General features: G+C 76.2%; 20 protein-coding genes. 11 read left to right on the top strand and 9 right to left on the bottom strand.

The features are described 5' to 3' along the window. Positions 1-50: 50 nt before the first annotated feature. The 4 genes from FHL79_RS11195 to FHL79_RS11180 all read left to right on the top strand — a co-directional run bounded on the left by FHL79_RS11195 (position 51) and on the right by FHL79_RS11180 (position 4223). Positions 51-818, top strand: a complete 768-nt coding sequence (locus tag FHL79_RS11195) for an SAF domain-containing protein (protein WP_138758678.1) — start codon at positions 51-53, stop codon at positions 816-818. Then, complete coding sequence (locus FHL79_RS11190) at positions 818-2098, top strand: CpaE/TadZ family protein (RefSeq protein ID WP_138758677.1); 1281 nt, start codon at positions 818-820, stop codon at positions 2096-2098. The genes FHL79_RS11195 and FHL79_RS11190 overlap by 1 nt, the downstream gene beginning before the upstream one ends. 79 nt (positions 2099-2177) lie before the next feature. After that, the gene (locus FHL79_RS11185) at positions 2178-3575 is read left to right on the top strand and encodes a WS/DGAT/MGAT family O-acyltransferase (protein ID WP_138758676.1); all 1398 of its coding nucleotides are present in this window, start codon (positions 2178-2180) and stop codon (positions 3573-3575) included. A gap of 144 nt (positions 3576-3719) precedes the next feature. Next, entirely contained in the window at positions 3720-4223 is a 504-nt protein-coding gene (locus FHL79_RS11180) for a DUF6912 family protein (protein WP_138758675.1), read from the top strand. Positions 4224-4264: 41 nt separating this feature from the next. On the opposite strand, the gene FHL79_RS11175 is transcribed toward FHL79_RS11180, so the two are convergent. Continuing rightward, entirely contained in the window at positions 4265-8428 is a 4164-nt protein-coding gene (locus FHL79_RS11175) for a type VII secretion EssC family protein (RefSeq protein ID WP_171058116.1), read from the bottom strand. Positions 8429-8579: 151 nt separating this feature from the next. On the opposite strand from FHL79_RS11175, the gene FHL79_RS11170 reads away from it, so the two are divergent. Next, on the top strand, positions 8580-8873 hold the full coding sequence (locus FHL79_RS11170; protein WP_138758673.1) for a WXG100 family type VII secretion target: 294 nt from the start codon (positions 8580-8582) through the stop codon (positions 8871-8873). A gap of 36 nt (positions 8874-8909) precedes the next feature. Here the strand turns inward: FHL79_RS11170 and FHL79_RS11165 are convergent, their stop codons facing one another. The 3 genes from FHL79_RS11165 to FHL79_RS11155 form a co-directional block, all read right to left on the bottom strand. Further along, positions 8910-9842: an HTTM domain-containing protein gene (locus tag FHL79_RS11165; protein ID WP_138758672.1), complete on the bottom strand. Its 933-nt coding sequence runs from the start codon at positions 9840-9842 to the stop codon at positions 8910-8912. Continuing rightward, positions 9839-10327 (bottom strand): hypothetical protein, encoded by a 489-nt coding sequence (locus tag FHL79_RS11160; protein ID WP_138758671.1) that lies wholly within the window; start codon positions 10325-10327, stop codon positions 9839-9841. The genes FHL79_RS11165 and FHL79_RS11160 overlap by 4 nt, the downstream gene beginning before the upstream one ends. Before the next feature lie 341 nt (positions 10328-10668). Then, complete coding sequence (locus FHL79_RS11155; protein ID WP_138758670.1) at positions 10669-11082, bottom strand: NUDIX domain-containing protein; 414 nt, start codon at positions 11080-11082, stop codon at positions 10669-10671. Positions 11083-11178: 96 nt separating this feature from the next. Between FHL79_RS11155 and FHL79_RS11150 the strand changes: the two genes are divergently transcribed. The 5 genes from FHL79_RS11150 to FHL79_RS11135 all read left to right on the top strand — a co-directional run bounded on the left by FHL79_RS11150 (position 11179) and on the right by FHL79_RS11135 (position 14644). Continuing rightward, positions 11179-11802 (top strand): DUF6758 family protein, encoded by a 624-nt coding sequence (locus tag FHL79_RS11150; protein ID WP_138758669.1) that lies wholly within the window; start codon positions 11179-11181, stop codon positions 11800-11802. A gap of 171 nt (positions 11803-11973) precedes the next feature. Continuing rightward, positions 11974-12129, top strand: a complete 156-nt coding sequence (locus tag FHL79_RS25085) for a hypothetical protein (RefSeq protein WP_014742606.1) — start codon at positions 11974-11976, stop codon at positions 12127-12129. Between the two features lie 9 nt (positions 12130-12138). Further along, positions 12139-12825, top strand: a complete 687-nt coding sequence (locus FHL79_RS11145; RefSeq protein ID WP_138758668.1) for a PH domain-containing protein — start codon at positions 12139-12141, stop codon at positions 12823-12825. 42 nt (positions 12826-12867) lie between these two features. After that, positions 12868-13725: a PHP domain-containing protein gene (locus FHL79_RS11140; protein WP_138758667.1), complete on the top strand. Its 858-nt coding sequence runs from the start codon at positions 12868-12870 to the stop codon at positions 13723-13725. Positions 13726-13792: 67 nt separating this feature from the next. Next, complete coding sequence (locus FHL79_RS11135; protein WP_246080646.1) at positions 13793-14644, top strand: RecB family exonuclease; 852 nt, start codon at positions 13793-13795, stop codon at positions 14642-14644. 87 nt (positions 14645-14731) lie between these two features. On the opposite strand, the gene FHL79_RS11130 is transcribed toward FHL79_RS11135, so the two are convergent. Beyond that, positions 14732-15139, bottom strand: a complete 408-nt coding sequence (locus tag FHL79_RS11130; protein ID WP_138758666.1) for a VOC family protein — start codon at positions 15137-15139, stop codon at positions 14732-14734. Between the two features lie 184 nt (positions 15140-15323). Then, positions 15324-15950, bottom strand: coding sequence for a LysE/ArgO family amino acid transporter (locus FHL79_RS11125; RefSeq protein ID WP_138758665.1), 627 nt, complete (start codon positions 15948-15950; stop codon positions 15324-15326). A gap of 77 nt (positions 15951-16027) precedes the next feature. On the opposite strand from FHL79_RS11125, the gene FHL79_RS11120 reads away from it, so the two are divergent. Beyond that, positions 16028-16903: a LysR family transcriptional regulator ArgP gene (locus FHL79_RS11120; RefSeq protein ID WP_138758664.1), complete on the top strand. Its 876-nt coding sequence runs from the start codon at positions 16028-16030 to the stop codon at positions 16901-16903. Positions 16904-16915: 12 nt separating this feature from the next. Here FHL79_RS11120 and FHL79_RS11115 read toward each other — a convergent pair whose 3' ends face one another. From FHL79_RS11115 to FHL79_RS11105, 3 genes are read right to left on the bottom strand one after another with little or no spacing between them, the layout of a single operon-like run. Next, positions 16916-17788 (bottom strand): oxygenase MpaB family protein, encoded by an 873-nt coding sequence (locus FHL79_RS11115; RefSeq protein ID WP_138758663.1) that lies wholly within the window; start codon positions 17786-17788, stop codon positions 16916-16918. Beyond that, entirely contained in the window at positions 17785-18741 is a 957-nt protein-coding gene (locus tag FHL79_RS11110) for an alpha/beta fold hydrolase (RefSeq protein ID WP_138758662.1), read from the bottom strand. The genes FHL79_RS11115 and FHL79_RS11110 overlap by 4 nt, the downstream gene beginning before the upstream one ends. Positions 18742-18789: 48 nt before the next feature. Further along, positions 18790-19941, bottom strand: a complete 1152-nt coding sequence (locus FHL79_RS11105) for an outer membrane protein assembly factor BamB family protein (RefSeq protein ID WP_246080644.1) — start codon at positions 19939-19941, stop codon at positions 18790-18792.

Here is a 19941-nt window from a genome sequence, read left to right as displayed (position 1 = left end):
GGTGCGCCGCACGCCGGTGGCGGACAGATCGAGCGAGGTGCGACCGACCGATGAGCGCGACCACCGCGGCACCGCCCGCCGGCCGCACCGAGGCGACCCCGAGCCCGGTGCCGCGGCGGGTGCGCCCACCCCGCTGGCTGGACCTGCGGCTCGTCCTCGGCGTGCTCCTCGTGCTGGGATCGGTGTTGCTGGGTGCCCGGGTGGTCACCGGCGCGGACGCCACGGTCCCCGTCTGGTCGGCGGGCGGCGACCTCGCCGCGGGCACGGTCCTCGACGCGGACGACCTCGTGGCGGTGTCGGTACGGCTGGACGACGTCGCCGGGCAGTACCTGGCGACCAGCACGCGCCCCGAGGGCCGGGTCCTGGGCCGGGCGGTCCGGGCCGGTGAGCTGCTCCCGCGCTCGGCGCTGGAGGAGGCGACCGGCCTGGTGCAGCTCGCCCTCCCGGTCCAGGCGGGCTACGTCCCACCCGGTCTGACCCGGGGGCAGGTCGTCGACGTGTACGCCGTTGCGGACCCCGCCGTCGGTGCCACGGCTCAGACCGGTGGGGACGTCGACCTGGTGGTGTCCGCCGCCCCCGTGCAGGCGGTCACCGGTCGCGGCGACGGGGTGCTCTCCACCGCGACGACCACCGTCCAGGTCGTCGTCGCGGTGGCGGGCGAGGACGCCGCCGACGTGCTCGGGGCCATCGGTGGCCGCGGGCTGGTGGTGGTCGTCCGGGAGTCCGTGGACGCCGGGAACGGCGCGGGCTCCGCCCCGGCGGGCGCCGGCCCGACCGGGTCCACGACGGGCAGCAGCCCGACCGGACCGACCGGCTGATGGCGCTGCAGGTCTTCACCGCCGTCACCGGGGCGGCGTGGGAGTCCGAGCTGGTCGGGGCGCTCGACCGCGAGGACCACGGGGTCACCGTCGTCCGGCGGTGTGTCGACGTCGCCGAGCTGCTGGCCGCCGCCACGACGGGCACCGGCCAGGCCGCGCTGCTGTCGGCGGAGCTGCGCCGGCTCGACGGCTCCGCGGTGGCCCGGTTGCACGCGGCAGGCGTCGCCGTCGTGGGGCTGGTGGAGCCCGGTGACACCCGGGCAGCCGACCGGCTGCGGCAGCTCGGCGTGGTCCGCGTGCTGCCGGCCGACGCCGAGCCCGAGCAGATCGCCCGGGCTCTGCGCGAGGCGGTGACCGGCGTCCCGGCCGCCGGTCACGACGTCGCCGACCCGCGCGCCGCGCTGCCCGCCCTCGGTCTGCCGCCCGAGGCCGAGGCGGAACCTGCCGGGCCTGGGCGGGTGGTGGCCGTCTGGGGCCCGACCGGCGCGCCGGGACGCACCACCGTCGCCGTCGGTCTGGCCGATGAGGCGGCCCGCCTGGAGCTGTCGACGCTGCTGGTGGACGCCGACGTCTACGGCGGGGTCGTCGCCCAGGTGCTGGGCCTGCTCGACGAGTCACCCGGGGTGGCGGCGGCGGCCCGGCAGGCGGCCGCCGGCACGCTCGACCGGGCGGCACTGGCCCGGTTGGCCTGGTCGGTGAACCCGCACCTGCGGGTCCTCACCGGGCTGGCTCGCGCCGACCGGTGGCCGGAGCTGCGACCGCGCGCCGTGGAGGTGGTGCTGGAGGAGGCCCGTCGGCTGGCCGCGCTGACCGTCGTGGACTGCGCCTTCGCCGTCGAGGAGGACGAGGAGCTCTCCTTCGACACCGCGGCCCCGCGCCGCAACGGGGCGACGCTGACGGTGCTGGAGTCCGCCGACGACGTGGTCTGCGTCAGCGGTGCCGACCCGGTTGCGTTGCAGCGCACGGTCCGGGCGCTGGCCGAGCTCCGCGACGTGCTGCCCGAGGTCGAGCCGGTCGTCGTGGTGAACCAGGTCCGCCGCGGGCCGGTCCCCGGCGACGCCCGGCAGGAGATCGCCGCGGCGCTCGGCCGCTTCACCGGACGGGAGGTGCGGGCCTTCCTGCCGGCCGACCGCAGGGCGACCGATGCGGCGCTCGCCGCGGGGCGCACGCTCGCCGAGGTCGCTCCGCACTCGGCACTGCGCCCGGCGCTGCGGTCGCTCGCCGCCGAGCTGGCCGGCGTACCGGAGCCGGCCGGCAGACGGGCCCGCCGGCTCCGCTGACCCGGCCGGGGAGGGGGCGGGGTGTGCGGCCCCGCCGCCCCGACGTAGCGTGTGACGACGCTCAGTGAGGGAGGTCACGTTGGTCGAACGACTCACCGCACTGGATGCCTCCTTCCTCTACCTGGAGGAACCTGGCACGCCGATGCACGTCGGCGGGGTCATCGTGCTGGACCGTCCCGACGGCGGTCTGGACCACGAGACGCTGATCGAGCTGGTGCGCACCCGACTGCCCCTGGTGCCCCGGTACCGGCAGAAGGTCGTCGAGGTGCCCGGTCACCTCGCCAACCCGGCCTGGGTCGACGACCCGGACTTCGACATCACCTACCACGTCCGCCGCTCCGCGCTGCCCCGCCCGGGCACTGAGGAGCAGCTGCTGGACCTGGTCGCCCGGCTCACCGCACGACCGCTGGACCACAGCCGCCCGCTGTGGGAGATGTACCTCGTCGAGGGTCTCGCCGGCGACCGCACGGCCGTGGTGACCAAGACCCATCCCGCCCTGGTCGACGGCCTCGGCGCGATCGACATCGGTCAGGTCATCCTCGATCCGGAACCCGACGCCGTCCGGTCCCTGCCGGAGTCGGCCGAGGAGTGGCGCCCGCGCCGGCCACCCGGCCCGGCGGCTCTGGTGTGGGAGGCGTGGGAGGACTACCTCAAGCGGCCCTCGACGGTGCTCGACACCGCCCGCACTGCCGCGGGAGACCTGCGGGCCACGGCCGGCCGCTGGGTCGGCGTCGCCGGCGGGGTGGTCACGGCGCTCGCCCGGACGGCGGTGTCCCCGGCCCCGATGAGCCCGCTGAACGCCCCGATCGGGCGGCAGCGTCGGGTGGCGGTGGCCCGGGCCTCGCTCGAGGACCTCCGGGCGGTGCGCAAGGCGCACGGCGGAACGGTCAACGACGTCCTGCTCACCTCGGTGACCGGTGCGCTTCGGGAGTGGCTGCTGTCCCGCGGTGAGCCGGTGGTGGGCAGCACCTCGGTGCGCGCCCTGGTCCCGGTGTCGGTCCGCGGTGAGGACGACTCGGCCGCCAACGAGGTCCGCTCCTTCCTGGTCGACCTGCCCGTGGGTGAGCCCAACCCCCGCTTGCGGCTGACCCGGATCAGCTACGCCATGCGCGGTCTGGCCCCGAGCAGCAAGTCGGTGGGTGCGGACACGCTGAGCGCCCTGTCGGGCTTCGCGCCGCCGACGCTGCACGCCCTGGGCGCACGGGCAGCCAGCGGCCTGTCCCGTCGGCTGTTCAACCTGGTCGTCACCAACGTGCCGGGGCCGCAGGTCCCGCTGTACGCCGGCGGCGCCCGGATGCTCGAGGTGTTCCCGGTCGTGCCGCTGGCGCGGGGCCAGGGGCTGGCCATCGGCATGACCAGCTACGACGGCACCGTGTACGTCAGCCTGAACGCCGACCGGGACAGCATCAGCGACGTCGACGCCCTCGCCGACCTGATCGAGCAGGAGGTCGCCTACCTCGTGGAGCTGGCGGCCTGACGGGGGGACCCCTGCCGCCCGCGCCCCGTGTTCGCACCACGCGACCTGCCGTCGGTCGAGCGCGGTGCCGCGGACCCGGGCCGGGAAGATCGGCGGGCCGGCGACGTTACGGTCGCTGTCCGACGACAGAGGGAGGCGAACCGGGTGCGCGTGTACCTGCCGGCCACGACGACCGTGCTGCAGCGGTTGCTCGACCAGGGCCGACTGGAGGGACCGCTGACGGTCTTCACGGTCACACCGCAGCTGCGGAGCTTCTACGAGCTCAGCGACGGTGACGAGGAGCTCGAGTACGCCGCCCTGATCGCGGCGGCCCGGGCGAGTCTGCGGCTCATGGACGCCGACCCGACGGCGGCCCGCCGGCGGGTCGTGCTGGCGGCCGACGTCCCGGACGCCTCGGTCACGCCGATCCAGGACGACGCCGCCGACGCCGGTGCGGCACGCACCACGGCCGATGTCGCGCTCGCCGACGTCGCGAGTGCCCACATCGACGTCGGTGAGGCGGAGGAGGACGTCCGGTCCGCGGTGAACGTCGTGCTGGAGGCCGACCTGGGCAGCGAGGACGCCCAGTTCGTCGTCGACCAGGCGGAGGGCCACGAGTTGGCCTGGTACGCCACCCAGGAGATCGGCCCGGCGCTCGAGCTCCTCTGAGTCGAGGTCCCGCGGCGGCCGGGGCAGTGCGCTGACCCAGCTCACGCCGACCCGGCCGGCCGGCGATGCCGGGCGACCTGGACCCGGGTGACCGCGGTCGGTGTCACCAGCCAGCCGGCGCCGGGACGCGGCGGCAGCGGGCTGCGTGGGGTGCGCAGCCCGAACAGCTCGGCGTCCCCCGCGGCGGGGCGCAGCAGCAGGGCTGTCCGGTGCCGGCGCAGGGCGACCGCCGGACCGCGGAAGGACCCGCCCAGCTCCGCCGCGGTGCCGGCCCCGAGCACGACCAGCAGGCCCGGCGGCGGGAGCGGTGTCGACAGCAGGTCGGCCACCGGCTCCGGCAGCGTCGCGAGGTCGTCGACGACGGCGAGCACGGGCCGACGTCCGTCCTGACCGGTGATCCAGGCCCGGAGCGCCTCTGCGTCCCGACGGTCGAGCTGGACGGGCGTGCCTCCAGCGGCCGGGTGGGACCCGGGCGCCGGCCCCAGCTCCGCCACCGGGGCGCCGGCGGCTGCGCAGTGCCGGGCGAACGCGTGCAGTGCGCTGGAGCGCCCACTGCCGGGCGGGCCGACGACGAGCAGGCCACCGGCCCGGCACAGGTCGATGCCCAGCGGCGTGCCGTCGTCACCACCCGGGCCGAGCGGCAGCCAGAGCTCACCGACGGGGGAGACGTCGCCGACGGCGGGGAGCGCCAGCTCGGGATCGGGCGGCAGCACCGCGACCCGGATGGGAGCGGCGGGCGACCCGGCGTGCGCCGCTTCGGACAGCGGCGTGCACGGCTCCCGGGGCAGCGCCACCTGACCCTCTACCGCGTCCTCGCCGACCAGGGCCCGGCCCGGTGGACGGGAGCCGGGGACCGCCCGCGCCGGGACCCCCGCCACCGCGTAGTCGGCGCGATCGGGCAGCGGCAGGACCAGCCGGTTGCGGACGGCGCCGGCCAGCCTGCTGCCGGGCACGGCGCGGTCCGCGGTGAGCAGCACGGTGACCCCCACCGCGGCGCCCTCCCGCACCAGGCGCAGCAGACCGGTGGCACCGGTGGCCGGTTCGGTCTCCTCCAGCTGTGCCACCAGGCTCTCGTGGCCGTCGACGAGCACCAGCAGCAGCGGCGCGTCCGGCGCCGGGCCGTCGACCCGGCGGCGGTCGACCTCGGCACCGAGCCGGGCCAGCAGCCGCAGGGTCCGGTGCGCGTCGTCCCGACCGACGGCGGTGCCGCAGTGCGGGAGGGCGGCGGCATCCCGGGCGAGGGCCCCGCCGCCGTGGTCCAGGACGTGCACGTGCAGCCGGCTCGGTGGCAGCTGGTGCACCGCCTCGGCGAGCACCGTGCGCAGCGCCGTCGTCCGGCCGCTGCGGGGACCGCCGACCACCAGCCAGCCGCCGGCCGTGGCCAGGTCCAGCTCGAGCGGTGCCTGCAGCTGGGCGTCGGGGAAGTCGAGCAGGCCGATCCGCAGCTGGGTCGGGTGGCCGCCGGCCGCCCACCGGTCCAGGGCCGTGGCCGCCAGCTGGTCGGGCAGCGGCGGGAGCCAGGGGCGGTCGACCGGGTGCAACCCTGCGGACCTCACCCGGTCGCCCAGCGCGCCGACCAGCCGCCGCAGGTCGCTGGTCGCGCCGGGGTCCGCCGGTGCGTGCGGGGGCACCTCGGGCACCGGCGGCCAGGGACGTCGTCGGGCGGTCACCGCGGCGCTGCCCGCGACCTGCCCGCCGGACACCCGGGCGACCTGGAAGAGCACCGGCGGCGCGGAGCCGGTCCGCAGGTAGGCCCGCCCCGGGCGGTCGACCGGCAGGTGCGCGGCGACGGTGCTGCCCAGGACGTCCCGAGCATCGGTCTCGTCGGTCGTGCGCAGGCAGATCCGCAGGGACGTGTTGGCCCGGATCTCCGGGCTGAGCACGCCCGCGGGGCGCTGGGTGGCCAGCACCAGGTGCACCCCGAGCGACCGGCCGCGCTGCGCGATGCCGACCAGGCCGGTGACGAAGCCGGGGAGCTCTTCGGCCAGGGTCGCGAACTCGTCGACGACGATGACCAGCCGGCTGACCGTGACCGTGTCCGGCAGGTCGGCGAGGTCGCGCGCGCGGTGGTGGGCGAGCAGCCGCTCGCGACGGGTCAGCTCAGCCGACAGCGACCGCAGGGCCCGGGCGGTCGACTGGTGGTCGAGGTCGGTGAGCACGCCGACGGTGTGCGGCAGCGCGGACGCCTCGCCGAAGGCCGCCCCGCCCTTGTAGTCGACCAGCAGGAAGCTGCACCGGTCCGGCGGGTGGTGCAGGGCCAGGCTGGCGACGAGGGTCTGCAGCAACTCGGACTTGCCCGAGCCGGTGGTCCCGGCGACCAGCGCGTGTGGGCCGTCGGAGACCACGTCGATGCCGAGCGGTTCCGGTCCGGTCGACCCCAGGACCGCGAGCAGCCGGTCGCGGTGGCGGCTCCAGGTGCCCACGGCCTCGCCCCCGTCGGACAGTCCCAGTCCGGTGGTGGGCAGGTCGAGCAACCGGGCGCCGGCCGGCAGCGCGCCGGCCGGCGCCGGGACGGTGAGCCCGGCGAGGTCGCGGGCGATGCCGGCGGCGGTGGCCTCGCTCACCGCGTCCAGGACGAACACGCGCTCCTGGTCCAGCCCGGGGGCGCGCAGTGTGCCGCTGGTGCCCGTCTCACCGGTCACCTCCAGCCGCGCGGCTGCCGGCAACGCCAGCGCCGCCTCCGAACCGGCGAGGTCCAGCCGGACCAGCCGGTCGGCCCCGCGGGCGAGGGCCTCGGCCAGGGGCGGCTCCACCGGGCCGTCCAGGACCACCACCGTGCACGGCGCCGCTCCCGCCGTCCCCGCGGGGTCGAGGAGGCGTGCCGGTACCTCGTCACCGGGGAGCGCCACCGTGTGCAGGTGCGGCAGCCACCTCGCCCACGCCCACTCCGCCGCCCGCTCGGGACGGCAGACGAGCACCACGTCCACCTGCGCCGGCGACGCGAGGACGGCGAGCTGGCTGAGCACCGAGCGGGCGATGCCGAGGACCGGTCCGCGGGGCCCCACGATGCCCAGGCCCCCGGTCCCGGTCAGCGGCAGCGGGACGGGCACGTGCTCGGCGACCGCTGCGGTCGAGCTGCCGTCGGGGTCGACCCGGACGACGCCGGTCGGGCCGGTGCCGGTGCCCAACCGGACCGTGAGGCCGTCCGGGTCTGCCGAGCGTGACCACAGCGGGCTGCACCGGCGCCGCGCCGCAGCAGCCAACCTCGCCGGGTCCGGCTGGTCGTCGTCCCGGTCGGTCAGGTCCGCGCCGACGGCGGCGTCGAGCTGGCTGTCGGCGAGCGCCTGGGCGAGGGCGTGGTCGGCCGTGGCGCGGCGGTGGGTGCGGCGGCCGGTGACCCGGTCGGACGCCCAGCCGGCGACCGCGACCAGCGGGCCGAGCAGGGCGAAGAAGAGGAACTGCGGCGCGGACATCAGCCACGCCATCAGCAGGCCGCCCACCGCGGGCAACGCGACGGCCACCCAGCCCAGCCGGCGCCGGGGGCCCCGGGTGGGCGGGCTCGGGAGCCGGACGACCGCGGTCCGCGGCGTGCGGGGCGGCGTGCTGAGCGGCCGGAGCAGCCGCCTCCCTCCTGCGGTGGTCAGCTGCTCGAGGGGCGCGCCGCGCGGACCGGTGAGCCGCAGCGCACTGGAGCCGAGCCGCAGGACGCCCTCGACCGGCCACTCCCGCCCGAGCGGGCCGACCGGTCCGGCCGGCGCCGCACCGTCGGACAGCGTCGTCCCGTTCGACGAACCGAGGTCGGCCACGGTCACCCGGCCGGCCGCCACCGAGACGACGGCGTGACGGCGGGACACGTCCGGATCGGCGATCGGGAGCCCGCACCCGGCGCCGCGACCGAGCACCAGTTGCCCCTGTCCGAGCGGCAGGGTGCGACCGGCGTCGGGCCCGCCGACGACGTGCAGTTCCAGGGCGCCGGACCCGGCGCCGGACGCCTCACGCGGGCCGGGGCGGCCGAGCCCCAGGACGGCGCCGTGGCGCAGCACCGGGCTGGCGAGAGGCGTGTGCGGCGGCAGCTCCACCGACCCGGCCCACAGCCGGACCTCCGGCAGGCCGAGACCGCGGCTCATGGCGTCCAGGACGTCGGCGAGCACCCCGCCCTCCGGCGCCCGGACCTCGACGTCGACGGCCGCGTCGGGGGACCACAGCGTCCAGCTGCGATCGCACACCGGATCGGGGTCGGGACCTCGGGGGGAGGGGACGGGCACGCGGCGATGGTGCCGTGCGGGACGTCCGCACGGGCGCCGCGGACCGGAGCTGTGGACAGCGGGCCGGCCTGTGGACGACGCCTGCGGTCCCGGCGGCGCTGGTCCTAGCGTCCTCCCCGACCGGGAGGTCCCCGGACTAGGAGGAGGAACCATGAGGGTCGAGATCGCCACGCTGGAGACGATGGCCGGGCAGTGCCAGGGCGAGGCGGCGGACACGGCCGCCCGCCATGCCGCGCTGTCCGCCGGCATCAACAGCTCGGTGCTCGAGGGCTGGACCGACAGCCAGGCAGCGGCCCGGTTCAGCGAGCTCTACGAGAAGTGGCGGCTGTCCAGCCAGGGGGTCAGCGAGGCGCTCACCGGCATGGGCCAGCTGCTCACCGGTGTGGCTGCGGCCTACCAGCAGCACGAGGCGGAGATGGCCGCCCGCATCGGCTCCCTGCTCTGAGCCGCCGGGCCGGCGCCCACCACGGCTCGGTCCGGATCAGCCCGTCGCGGCAGTCGGGGCCGGGGCCGGCGTGATCCGCCGGCGCACGCCGCGCAGCCGCTCCCACGGGGCGATCGACAGGATCGCGATGCAGTGCGGGAGGAAGACGATGCCCAGCCCCAGGAAGGTGATCACGTGGAAGCTGAGCAGGAAGAGCACCAGGCCGACGCGCATCCGGTCGGTGCGCACCAGCAGCAGCAGCGGTGCGGCCAGCTCCCCGAAGACCATGGCCCACTGCACGGCGGGGAGCAGGTAGGGCACGTCCAGCGTCCAGTCGGAGAAGACGCTGCCACGGCGGACCACCGCGCGGGCGATGGTCGCCCCGGTCGGCCAGTCCCAGCCGCCGAAGCGGATCTTCGCCCAGGCGGCCAGGAAGTAGGTGAGCATGACCGCGACGAGCACCGCCGCCATGGCGAAACCGGCTGCCTCGGAGGAGCGGCGGTCCCGGAACCGGGCCCGGCCGATCGTCGGCAGGAGGGCGAGGGCGACGAGGAAGGCGATCCGGTCGTGGTCGACCTTCCCGTAGCTCATCGCGATGACCATCCACTCCGCGTAGAGCAGGAAGACGGCCAGCCCGAGCAGCCGGGGAGCCCGGCCGGTGGCAGCTGCGACGGCGGCGACCACCAGCGCCCACTGCACGACCAGCACGACCGTGTGCGTCGGGGTGGGCAGGTGCAGCAGCCGGCCGATGAGCAGCGGGGCGTACCAGTCGGTGGGGACCTCGGCGTGCGCCCGGACCCAGGAGGTGGTCACGAAGACGTCGATCGGGATGAACAGGTAGGCGATGACCCGGAACACGGCGATGCGGGCCAGCGGCACCGGCCGGAACCACCATCGCGGGGTCAGCGGGACGGCCGGCTCGGTCTCCGGGGTGGTGGCCCGGGTCGCCCGCGCCGCAGGCGCCGTTCCGGCCTGCGCAGCGGCGCTCACGGCCCCTCCTCGAGGTCGTACCCGACCAGGACGGTGTCGGAGTACGCGTCGGTCGGCTGCCCGTCGGACAGCTCGAAGCGGCGCTGCACCACCTGCACCTGCACGAGCTCCTCCGCGTCGGGGTGCTTGGTCGCGTAGGAGTCGGCCAGCAGGCCGAGCAGCTCCGGGTGCGCCTCGACCCGGGACAGCTGGCCCTCGAACTCGGCGCGGCGGAGACCGACCTGCCCACCGGACAGCCGGACCTCCTCACCGGCCGCGGTCAGCCCCACCACCCGGGTGGAGACGACGGCGGCGTCCGGGTCGGCGCGCGTGGAGTACATCCGGAACGGGCCGAACGGGAACGAGTCGTCATCGCCCCACACCGCGCCGACGAGCAGCAGGGCCAGCACCAGGGCGGCGCCGGCGAGCCGGGCGGAACGGGCGGCCGGGCTCAGCCGGGCCACCTCGGCCTCGGCCGGCAGGTCGGGGGCGGGCTGGAGCGGCACGAGCTCATCGTAGGATCGGCGCCCGTCCCGACGGGTCACCGTCGCTCCGTGGCGGGCAGCTGCCGTCCCGGTCACCGGGGGAGGGGGTCCCCGCTGTGCCACCCGCGTCGACCGTCGTCCGACGTCGACCAGGCGGAGCAGCCCCGATGCCGTTCGGCGGGCGCGGCTCGCTGCGGCTGGGCATGAGCGTCCCCGACCTCTCACGGCGACACGGTCGACGAGGTCCCGGTCCCCGCGGGCTCCTCCGGCGAGAGCTCCGGTGATGAGCACACCGGTCGACCGGAGTTGATCCGGGCATGAGCCGGGCGGGCACCGGAGCGCGCGACGGGGCGTCCGCCCGCTCAGCGGGGCAGCGCGCTCCAGCCGGACAGTGCCGTCAGCACGCCCGGTGCCATGTCCAAGGCCGCCAGACCGACCGCGTCCACGAACACGACGTCAGCGGCGTCGTCCCCGGCCACGGGCCGCTGCGCAGGGTCCAGCAGCGTGCACGCCCAGTCGGTGACGGTGAAGACGACGCCGTCGCCGTCGATCCGCACCCGGCCCAGCACCCGCTCGGGACGCACCCGCAGCCCGGTCTCCTCCGCGGTCTCCCGGACGACGGCCTCGGCCTCGGTCTCCCCGGCCTCCATCCGTCCGCCGGGCACCGACCACAGCCCGGCGCTGGGCGCGTGCCCCCGCCGGATCAGCAGCAGCCGGCCCTGCGCGTCGTGCACCACGGCACCGACGCACGGCACCTCCGGCTCCGGTCCGCTCACGTCGGGGAGGCTACGACGCGTCCGGCCCGGGCAGCGGACCGGGCACTGCTCCCCCGAGCTTGACGAACACCACCCAGGACAGGACGGTGAGCGGCCATGAGCGTCTCCACGGTGTGCCCGCGCTGCGGCGAGGCGTTGACGGTCACGCCCGGCTCGACCGCCGAGGGCTGGTGCCACCTGCACGCGAGGGTCACCCCGCTGCACCACACCGCCGTCGTCGCGCACGACGCGATCAACGCCGTCACCGCCGACGCGCGGGTGCCCGCCTGGGTGCCGGACCCGATGCCCAGGGGCTGGGCGGTGACCGGTCTGGCCTGGGGTGGTGAACCGGGTGCCCGGGCGATCGTCGTCGCCTGCGCCGGCCCTGCTCCGCTGGGAGGTCCCGCCGAGCTGGTGCTCGTCGCCGAGGAGCCGGGGACCGGGCTGGGCTGCGGGTACGCCGGGCTGCCCGGCGTCGACCCCGGCGACCTGGTCGGCGGCCCCTCGACGGCCGAGATCCGTGCCGCCGGGCAGCGGGCGCCGCTGTGGCTGGTGCCCACCGGCGACGACCGCGCCGCCTACGTGGGGGAGGCCAACGGCGTCTGGCTGTGGCTGGTCACCTGGCCGGCGTCGGCCGCCTGGCTGCTCGCCGAGGACCTGGAACTGCTCGACCTCCGCGACCGGGTCTACCCCGACCTGCCCCTCGGCCCGCCGACCGAACGGCTGCTCCCCGGTCGGTGAGGGCGGATCCGCACCGATCGGGTCCGTTCGCCGAGCACCGGCGTGGCGGCTGGTCGCAGCGGTGAGGCAGCTGTTACCCATGGGGTGCGGCCGATCGGCCGTGACGGCCCGCTGCGCCGTCGGCCCGCCCCGGCTCGTGGTCGGCCGCCCCCGAGGAGAGGAACGCGACCCGTGCTGAAGAAGGTGCTCACCTGGCTGGCCGTCGCGTTCGTGGTCTTCTACGTGATCCAGCGTCCCGACGACGCGGCCGGGATCGTCCGCAGTGCCGGTGCGGCCCTGGGTGACGCAGCGCAGTCGCTGTCCACCTTCGTGGGCTCGCTGGTCTGAGCTCGACCCGTGTCCGGTCCGGCTCCCCGGCGGCCCCGCTGGGGCAAGGACGCCGAGAAGTACCTGCTCTCCGACGAGCCGCCGGTGATCGCGACCCGGCGGCACCCGGCGGTGCTGGTGCGGCCTTTCGCCCGGGGTGTGCCGGCGCTGCTCGTCGGCATCTGGGTGCTTCAGCTGGACCCGACCAACCGGGTCGGGGCCGCCGTCGGGCTGCTGGTGGTCCTCGGCGCACTGGGGTACCTGGGGCTGCACGTCGGTGAGTGGTGGCAACGGCACCTCCTGGTCACCCGCCGCCGGGTGCTGCTGACCTCCGGGGTGATCATCCGGACGGTCGCCGTCATGCCGCTGCGCAGGATCACCGACCTGACCTGGAAGGAGACCTTCTGGGGGCAGGTGCTCGGCTACGGCACCTTCCGCTTCGAGTCCGCCGGCCAGCAGCAGGGGCTGGACGTGATCGCCTACATGCCGCACGCGAACGCGCTGTACAAGCGGCTGTCGGAGCTGATGTTCGGCACCGACTCCACCTCCAACCCGGTGAGCGCCGACGAGGACGCCGACGGGTCGATGGCCGCCGACGACCGGGGGGACGGCGACGCCCCCGAGCAGCGCATGCCCCGTCCGCTGCAGTCCGGGCGGGGGCACGACACCGCGCCCATCCCGCGCACCCGGCCCGGCCGCTCGTCCGTCGAGGACTGAGCGACCTGCGCGGCGGCGGACGCGGTGCGGCAGGCTGACGGCGTGCTCATCGACCTGCACACCCACTCCTCGGTCTCCGACGGGACGGAGACCCCTGCGGCACTGGTCGCCACGGCGGCCGCTGCCGGGCTGGACGTCGTCGCGCTCACCGACCACGACACCACCGGCGGCTGGGCGGCGGCCTGGGCGGCGCGCCCACCCGGGCTGACGATCGTCCCCGGCATGGAGCTGTCCTGCCGCTACTTCCCCAGCGACGAGCCGCCGATCGCCGTCCACCTGCTCGCCTACCTGTTCGACCCGCTGCACCCGGCCTTCGCTGCCGAGCGCGTCCGGCTGCGGGAGGAGCGGCTCAACCGGGGGGAGCGGATCGCCGCCGGCCTCGCCGCCGACGGCTACCCCGTCGACTGGGCCGAGATCGTGGCGCACAGCGACGGCGGGGTGGTCGGGCGGCCGCACATCGCCCGCGCCCTCGTGGACGCCGGCGTGGTCGAGTCGGTCGACCACGCCTTCGCCACGCTGCTGCACCACCGCAGCCCCTACTACGCGAGCAAGGCCGACACCGACGTGCTCGACGGCATCCGCCTCGTGCGCGCCTCGGGTGGCGTGCCGGTGTTCGCCCACGGGCTGGCCACCTCGCGGGGGCGGGTCGTCGGCGACGACGCGATCGCCGCGATGGCCGCCGCCGGGCTGCTCGGCCTCGAGGTCGACCACCCCGACCACACCCCCGACCAGCGGGCGTACCTGCGCGCACTCGCCGACGGGCTGGGGCTGCTGCGCACCGGGTCCAGCGACTACCACGGCACCAACAAGCGCACCCCGATCGCCGCCTGCACCACCGAACCCGACCAGTACGAGCTGCTGCTGGGAGCGGGCACCGGCGTCCCCGTCGTCACCGACTGAGCGCCCGGCGCGGCTCCGGTCCTGTCGGTGCCCCCAGCTAGCGTGGCCACGTGGACAGGGGGCGGCGGTGAGCGCGCAACTGGAGATGCCGGGCATGCCCCGGCGGCTGTTCTCGGCCACCCCGAGCAAGCTGGCCACCTTCGCCGACTGCCCGCGCCGCTACCGGTTCGCCTACCTGACCCGGCCCACCCCGCCGAAGGGGCCGGCCTGGGCGCACAACACCGTCGGCGCGGCGGTGCACGCGGCCCTGCGCTCGTGGTGGGAGCTGCCGCTGGCCAAGCGCAGCCCGGCCGCAGCCCGGCAGCTGCTGTACGGCGTGTGGTCGCGCACCGGGTTCCGCGACGAGGAGCAGGCCGACCGGTGGCGGTCGCGGGCCGCGGGCTGGCTCACCGACTACGTCGGAGAGCTCGACCCCACAGATGAGCCGGTGGGCACCGAGCGCACCGTGGGGGCGACGACCGAGCGCCTCGCGCTGTCCGGCCGCATCGACCGGATCGACCAGCGCGGCGACGAGCTGGTGGTCGTCGACTACAAGACCGGCCGGGTCCCGTCCACCGAGGACGAGGCGCGGGGGTCACCGGCGCTGGCCATCTACGTGCTCGGGGTGCGCCGCACGCTCCGCCGGGCGTGCAGCCGGGTCGAGCTGCACCACCTGCCCTCCCGCACGGTGGCGGTGTTCGAGCACACCGAGAGGTCGCTGGCCAACCACGTCCGCCGGGCCGAGGACATCGCCGCCGACATCGAGACGGCGACCGAGGCGCTCGCCGCGGGGGCGGACCCCGACGTCGCCTTCCCGCCGGTCACCGGCCAGCAGTGCAGCTGGTGCGACTTCCGGCCCAGCTGCCCCGCCGGGCAGGCCGCCGTCCCGGCGCGCGAGACCTGGAGCTTCCTGGCCGAGGAGCCCGCGCCTCCGGAGTGAGGCGGCGCGCTCCTGGACGGCTCGACCCGGAGCGCACCACGCCTCGCAGCCCGGACGACCCCGCCGGCGGCCTGCCCCGCTGAGCCGTCAGCTCGGCCGCGACCACGCGGGGACGTCGGTGTAGCGCTGGGTCAGCACCTCGAGCAGGTGGCCGTCGGGGCCGCGGAAGTACAGCCGTCGTCCGCTGCCGTCGTCGTTGACGGCCCCGACCTCACCGGGCCGGCGACCGGGCGGGTCGGCGGTGTACCGCGTGCCGTCGGCGTCGAAGCGGGCCCGGACCCGGTCGAAGTGGTCGTCGTCGACCAGGAACGCGAGGTGCAGGGGGTCCCCGACGGGTGCGGCGGCGAAGTTCAGCACGAGGTGGTCGTCGAGCTGGACGGAGGAGAAGAAGCCGTTCTCCCACGGCTCGCGCAGTTCGAGCAGGTCGACGAACCAGGCGACAGCGGTGTCCCGGTCGGACACCGGGACGATCATGTGGTGCAGGGTGATGGGCATGGGCTGATGACTCCAGGGGTGGGTGCGGGAGAGGACGTGCAGCGCTCTCCCGAGCCGGCGGCCCACGGGGCCGCCCCGGTGTCACCGGCGGGCCGGGTACCCGACTCGCTCACGGCTCGAGGCCGACCCGGCAGTCATGGCGGGCACGCTAGCGGCCCGGCGGGCGCCGCCGCCAGTCCGCCGGTCAGCCGCCGGTCACGCCCCGCACCGCCAAGGACGCCGCCAGGGAGACCATGACCACGGCGATGACCGCGTCGAGCGCCCGCCAGGCGGTGGGCCGGGCGAAGACCGGTCGCAGCAGCCGGGCGCCGAAGCCCAGCCCGGCGAACCACAGCGCGCTGCCCAGTGCGGCTCCGCCGGCGAACCACCAGCGGCGCTCGCCGTAGGTCCCGGCGAGCGAGCCGAGCAGCACCACGGTGTCCAGGTACACGTGCGGGTTGAGCCAGGTCAGCGCCAGGGCGGTGGTCACCGTCGCCACCAGCCCGGCTCGTCGCCCGGCGGCCTCGGTGACCAGTGCGCCCGGCCGCAGTGCCCGGCGGGCGGCCATCAGCCCGTAGACCAGCAGGAACGCGGCGCCGGCGAGGCAGACGACGGTCAGCACGTCCGGCGCACGGGTCACCAGGGCCCCGGCGCCGGCGGTCCCGGCCGCGATGAGGACGGCGTCGGAGAGCAGGCACACCGCGACCACCGCGGCGACGTGCTCCAGCCGCAGTCCCTGGCGGAGCACGAAGGCGTTCTGCGCGCCGATGGCGACGATGAGGGACAACCCGAGGCCGAGCCCGGCGGCGGCGGCGAGCAGTGCGGGGGTCACGACCTCGACGCTAGGCGGGGATCGGTCATCACTCCAGCTGTCTTTCCTGACGTACCTGAAGCTGCTCTGATGACGGCATGGACCTCGACCTCGCCCAGTTGCGCGCCCTGGACGCGGCCGTCACCGCCGGCACGCTCGACGGTGCCGCGCGCGCGTTGCACCTCACCCCGAGCGCGATCAGCCAGCGGCTGAAGGCGTTGGAGGCCGCCACCGGCCGGGTGCTGCTGGTCCGCAGCAAGCCGGTGCAGGTGACCGGGTCCGGGCAGCCCGTCCTCCGGTTGGCCCGGCAGATCGCGATGTTGACCGCCGACGCGACCCGCGATCTCGAGGTGGAGGACGGCGGCCGCCCGGTCACCGTGCCCATCGCGGTGAACGCGGACTCGATGGCCACCTGGGTGCTCCCCGCGCTGGCACCCCTGGCCGCCGAGCTCGCCTTCGACCTGCATCGGGAGGACCAGGAGCACACCGCCGCGCTGCTCCGCGACGGCCGGGTCATGGCAGCGGTGACCGCCGCGGCCGAGCCCGTGCCCGGCTGCTCGGTCACCCGGCTGGGCGGCATGCGCTACCAGCCGATGGCCTCCCCGGCCTTCCTCGACCGGTGGTTCCCGGACGGGATCACCGCCGAGGCGCTGGCGCGGGCGCCGGTCGTCGTCTTCGACCGCCGGGACGACCTGCAGCACGGCTACCTGCGCCGGCGCGGCGTCGACCCCGTGGCACCACCGCTGCACCACGTGCCGGCGTCGGCAGACCACGTCAGCGCCGTCGCGCTGGGCCTCGGCTGGGGGATGGTCCCGCGGCAGCAGGACCGACCGGCCGAGCTCGTCGGGCTCGACGCGGACGGCGCGGTCGACGTCGTCCTGTACTGGCAGCAGTGGCGGCTCCGCTCGCCGTCCCTGGACCGGGTGGCCGCCGCCGTGCTCGCCGCCGCCCGCCGCGAGCTCGACCAGGCGTGAACAGGTCGCTCGCTAGGCGCTGAGCGGCTCGGCTGCAGCCACGCGCTCGCGCGCGGCCCGGACGATGGGGGACTCGCGCACCCGGGTGGGCACTGCCAGTGCGGCCTGCCGGAACGCCTTGAGCCCCGCCGTCGCCGCCGTGTCGGTGAGCTCGAAGCCGGGCAGGCCGTAGGCCTGGCGGGCCCACCGCGGCAGCGTCGCCGCGCCGAGTGAGGCCAGCGTGCTCCAGGCTGGGCGGGCCGGGGTGAGCAGTTGCACCCAGCCGGGCATCGGCGGCAGCAGCACGAACCGGGACGCCGCCCGCGCGGCCGGGGTCACCGCGAGGTGCGCGCGGATCCCGTCGAAGTAGGCGGCCAGCTCGATGACCGTCGTCGGCACCTCGGTCTCCTCGGCGCCGATGAGCACCGCGGCCACCACCTGCTCGGCGACGTACTGGTCGGCCTCGGCGTCGGTGAGCGGGACGCCGGCCCGCCGGGCGGTGGACAGCAGCGAGTCGACCTCGCAGTTGTGCACCCACAGCAGCAGGTCGGCGTCGTCGACGGAGTACGCCCGCCCGGTGGTCCCCTCGACGGCCGCCTTGTCCCGGTGCATGCCGCGCACCCGGCGCACCACCCGCAGCGCGTCGGCCCGGGTGCCGTAGGTCAGCGTGGCGACGTACTCCGCGGTGCGGGTGAGCCGCGCCCACGGGTCGGTGGTGAAGCCGGTGGAGAACTGGTGCACGCCGTCCATGGCGACCGGGTGCAGGGCCTGGAGGAGCAGCGCGCGGATGCCGCCCACGGAGAAGGCCGGGTCGCTGTGGATTCGCCAGGTGACGCTGTCCGGGCCGAAGAAGCCGAGCAGGTCCTCCTCGGGCGTGAAGTCCTTGATCGAGGGGGTCGGCCTCACCGGACGGCCTCGGCCTGGTCGTCGGCCTGCTCGTCGGAACGGTCGTCGGCCGCGGCAGCACCGGCTCCCGGGTCGGACCAGAACGACAGGAGCACCTCCAGGGTGCGGACCGGGTTCTCGATGGCGGGGGAGTGCACCGCCTGCCGGATGACCTCGTGCCGGGCACCGAGCCGCTGGGCCATGTCGGCCTGGGCGGCGGGGCTCCACGCGTCGTCGGCGATCCCGTGGGCGACCAGCACCGGCACCCCGGTGGCGGCGAGCTCCGCGACCCGGTCGGGCTCGCCGAGCAGCGCATCGGCCATGCCGCGCAGCCCCGCAGCGCTGTTGGCCAGGAAGCGCTCGCGCAGGAACTCACTCGTCGGCGCCGGCACCGCCTGGGCGCGCGGGTCGGTCATCGCCAGCTGCTCGAGGGTGTCGTTGACCAGCTGCACCCCGCCGGCGTCCAGCAGCGGCGCCAGGTGCTCCAGCAGCTCGGCGCGCGGGCCGGTCAGGTAGGCCGGACCGCTGCCCAGCAGCGTGAGCGAGGCGAAGAGCTCGGGCTCGGCCAGCACCGCCGCGCGGGCGACCAGGCCACCGAAGCTGTGCCCGAGCAGGTGCAGCGGGCCGGGGGACTCGGCGCGCAGCTGCCGGGCGACGGTGCGGACGTCGGCGGCGAGCTCGGCGACCGAGTACTCCGCCGGGTCGTCGGGACCGGGCGACTCGTACTGGCCGCGCTGGTCGACCGCGACGGCCCGCAACCCGGCGTCGGCGAGCGGCGCCAGCAGCGGGGCGAAGTCCTCCTTGCTGCCGGTGAAGCCGGCGAGCAGCAGCACCGTGCCGCCGGCGGCGCTGCCGGTGTCCAGGGCTGCCAGCGGGCCGGCGCGGCCGGGGACGGTGACCCGGGTGGCGTCGTGGTCCGCGAGCTGGCGGAGGTCGTCGGGGGCGGTGTGCTCGGAGCCACCAGGCAGGACCATGCCCCGAGTGTGCCCTGCACTTCGGTGGTGCGCCGCCGATTCTCCCCGTCAGCGGTAGCCGAGGACCTCGTCGGCGGTCGCGTAGACGTAGACCGGGCCGACGACGGAGGTCCGGCCACCGACGGGGACGGGGTCGTCGGTGCGGGACCGGCCGACCTCGACCCCGTCGGCCAGCGAGCGCTGCACGAAGGCACCGTCCTCGGGCACGGTGACGGTCTCGCCGGCCTCGTTGGCCGAGGGCAGCCCGACCGCGGGGACGGACCAGCGCTGCAGGCCGGTGGCCTGGTCCAGCGCGTGGACCGTGCCGCGCGCCCAGAGCAGTGCGACGTCGCCGACGCCCGCCTGCTGCAGCGGTTCGCTGCCGGGGTCCTGCCCGGCGGGGAGGGCGGGGAGCGGGAGCTCGGTGAGCAGCGAGCCGTCGGTGGGGGAGAGCACCTGCACCCGGTCGCCGACGACGACGTCGACCAGCCGGTCGACCCCGGCCAGGCGGGCGGTGTCGCCGTCGGTGGCGATGTCCCGGCTCCAGACGGCGTTGCCGCCGAAGGCATCGAAGAGGGACACCTGCAGGGTGTCCGCGCCCGCGCAGCGCTGCAGCACGACCACGCCGGTGCTCCCGACGTCCGCACCCACCAGCCGGCAGCCGGTGGGCGGTGCGTAGCGCCAGCGGGTGTTGTTGCCGGTCGGGTCGAGGGTGACGAGGCCGGTCGGGCTGCTGGCCAGCAGGACCTGGTCGGTGCTGGTCAGGTCGACGTCGGTGCGGTACCGCACGTTGCGGGTCCAGTCGCGCACCCCGGTGGCGGCGGTGAACGCCACCGCCTCGTTGCACCGGCCGGTGGTGCGGAAGACGGCGATGACCACACCGCCCACCGCGGTGGCGTCGCAGAGCTGCGCGTTGCTGCGGCGGTAGTGCCAGGCCTCGGCGCCCGAGGCGGCGTCGACCATGGCCAGCCCGTGCTGGTCGGTGAGCAGCACCCGACCGCCCTCGACCACCCGTCGCGGCGCCGGTCCGGTGGCCGACGACCACGCCTGCACAACCGTCGCCGCCGGCGCCTCGTCCGGGACGGCCACCGCGCTCGCCGTGGTGCTCGAGGTGGCCGCGGCGTCGGAGGTGCGCCACAGCAACACGGCGACGGCGGCCACCACGAGGGTGACCGCCGTCCAGACCCAGACCCGCAGGGGCGGGCGTCGCACCGTCAGCAT

Origin of the sequence: Modestobacter altitudinis (genome assembly GCF_005930475.1) — a bacterium.
Lineage (GTDB): Bacteria > Actinomycetota > Actinomycetes > Mycobacteriales > Geodermatophilaceae > Modestobacter > Modestobacter altitudinis.
Note: the sequence above shows the minus strand (reverse complement) of the source record. Positions and strands in the feature narration are given on the sequence as shown.

Excerpts from the sequence above, each read along its gene's own strand:
- FHL79_RS11195 (WP_138758678.1), top strand. The coding sequence starts at position 51 with ATGAGCGCGACCACCGCGGCACCGCCCGCCGGCCGCACCGAGGCGACC.
- FHL79_RS11190 (WP_138758677.1), top strand. The coding sequence starts at position 818 with ATGGCGCTGCAGGTCTTCACCGCCGTCACCGGGGCGGCGTGGGAGTCC.
- FHL79_RS11170 (WP_138758673.1), top strand. The coding sequence starts at position 8,580 with ATGAGGGTCGAGATCGCCACGCTGGAGACGATGGCCGGGCAGTGCCAG.
- FHL79_RS11150 (WP_138758669.1), top strand. The coding sequence starts at position 11,179 with ATGAGCGTCTCCACGGTGTGCCCGCGCTGCGGCGAGGCGTTGACGGTC.
- FHL79_RS11130 (WP_138758666.1), bottom strand. The coding sequence starts at position 15,139 with ATGCCCATCACCCTGCACCACATGATCGTCCCGGTGTCCGACCGGGAC.
- FHL79_RS11120 (WP_138758664.1), top strand. The coding sequence starts at position 16,028 with ATGGACCTCGACCTCGCCCAGTTGCGCGCCCTGGACGCGGCCGTCACC.
- FHL79_RS11110 (WP_138758662.1), bottom strand. The coding sequence starts at position 18,741 with ATGGTCCTGCCTGGTGGCTCCGAGCACACCGCCCCCGACGACCTCCGC.
- FHL79_RS11105 (WP_246080644.1), bottom strand. The coding sequence starts at position 19,941 with ATGCTGACGGTGCGACGCCCGCCCCTGCGGGTCTGGGTCTGGACGGCG.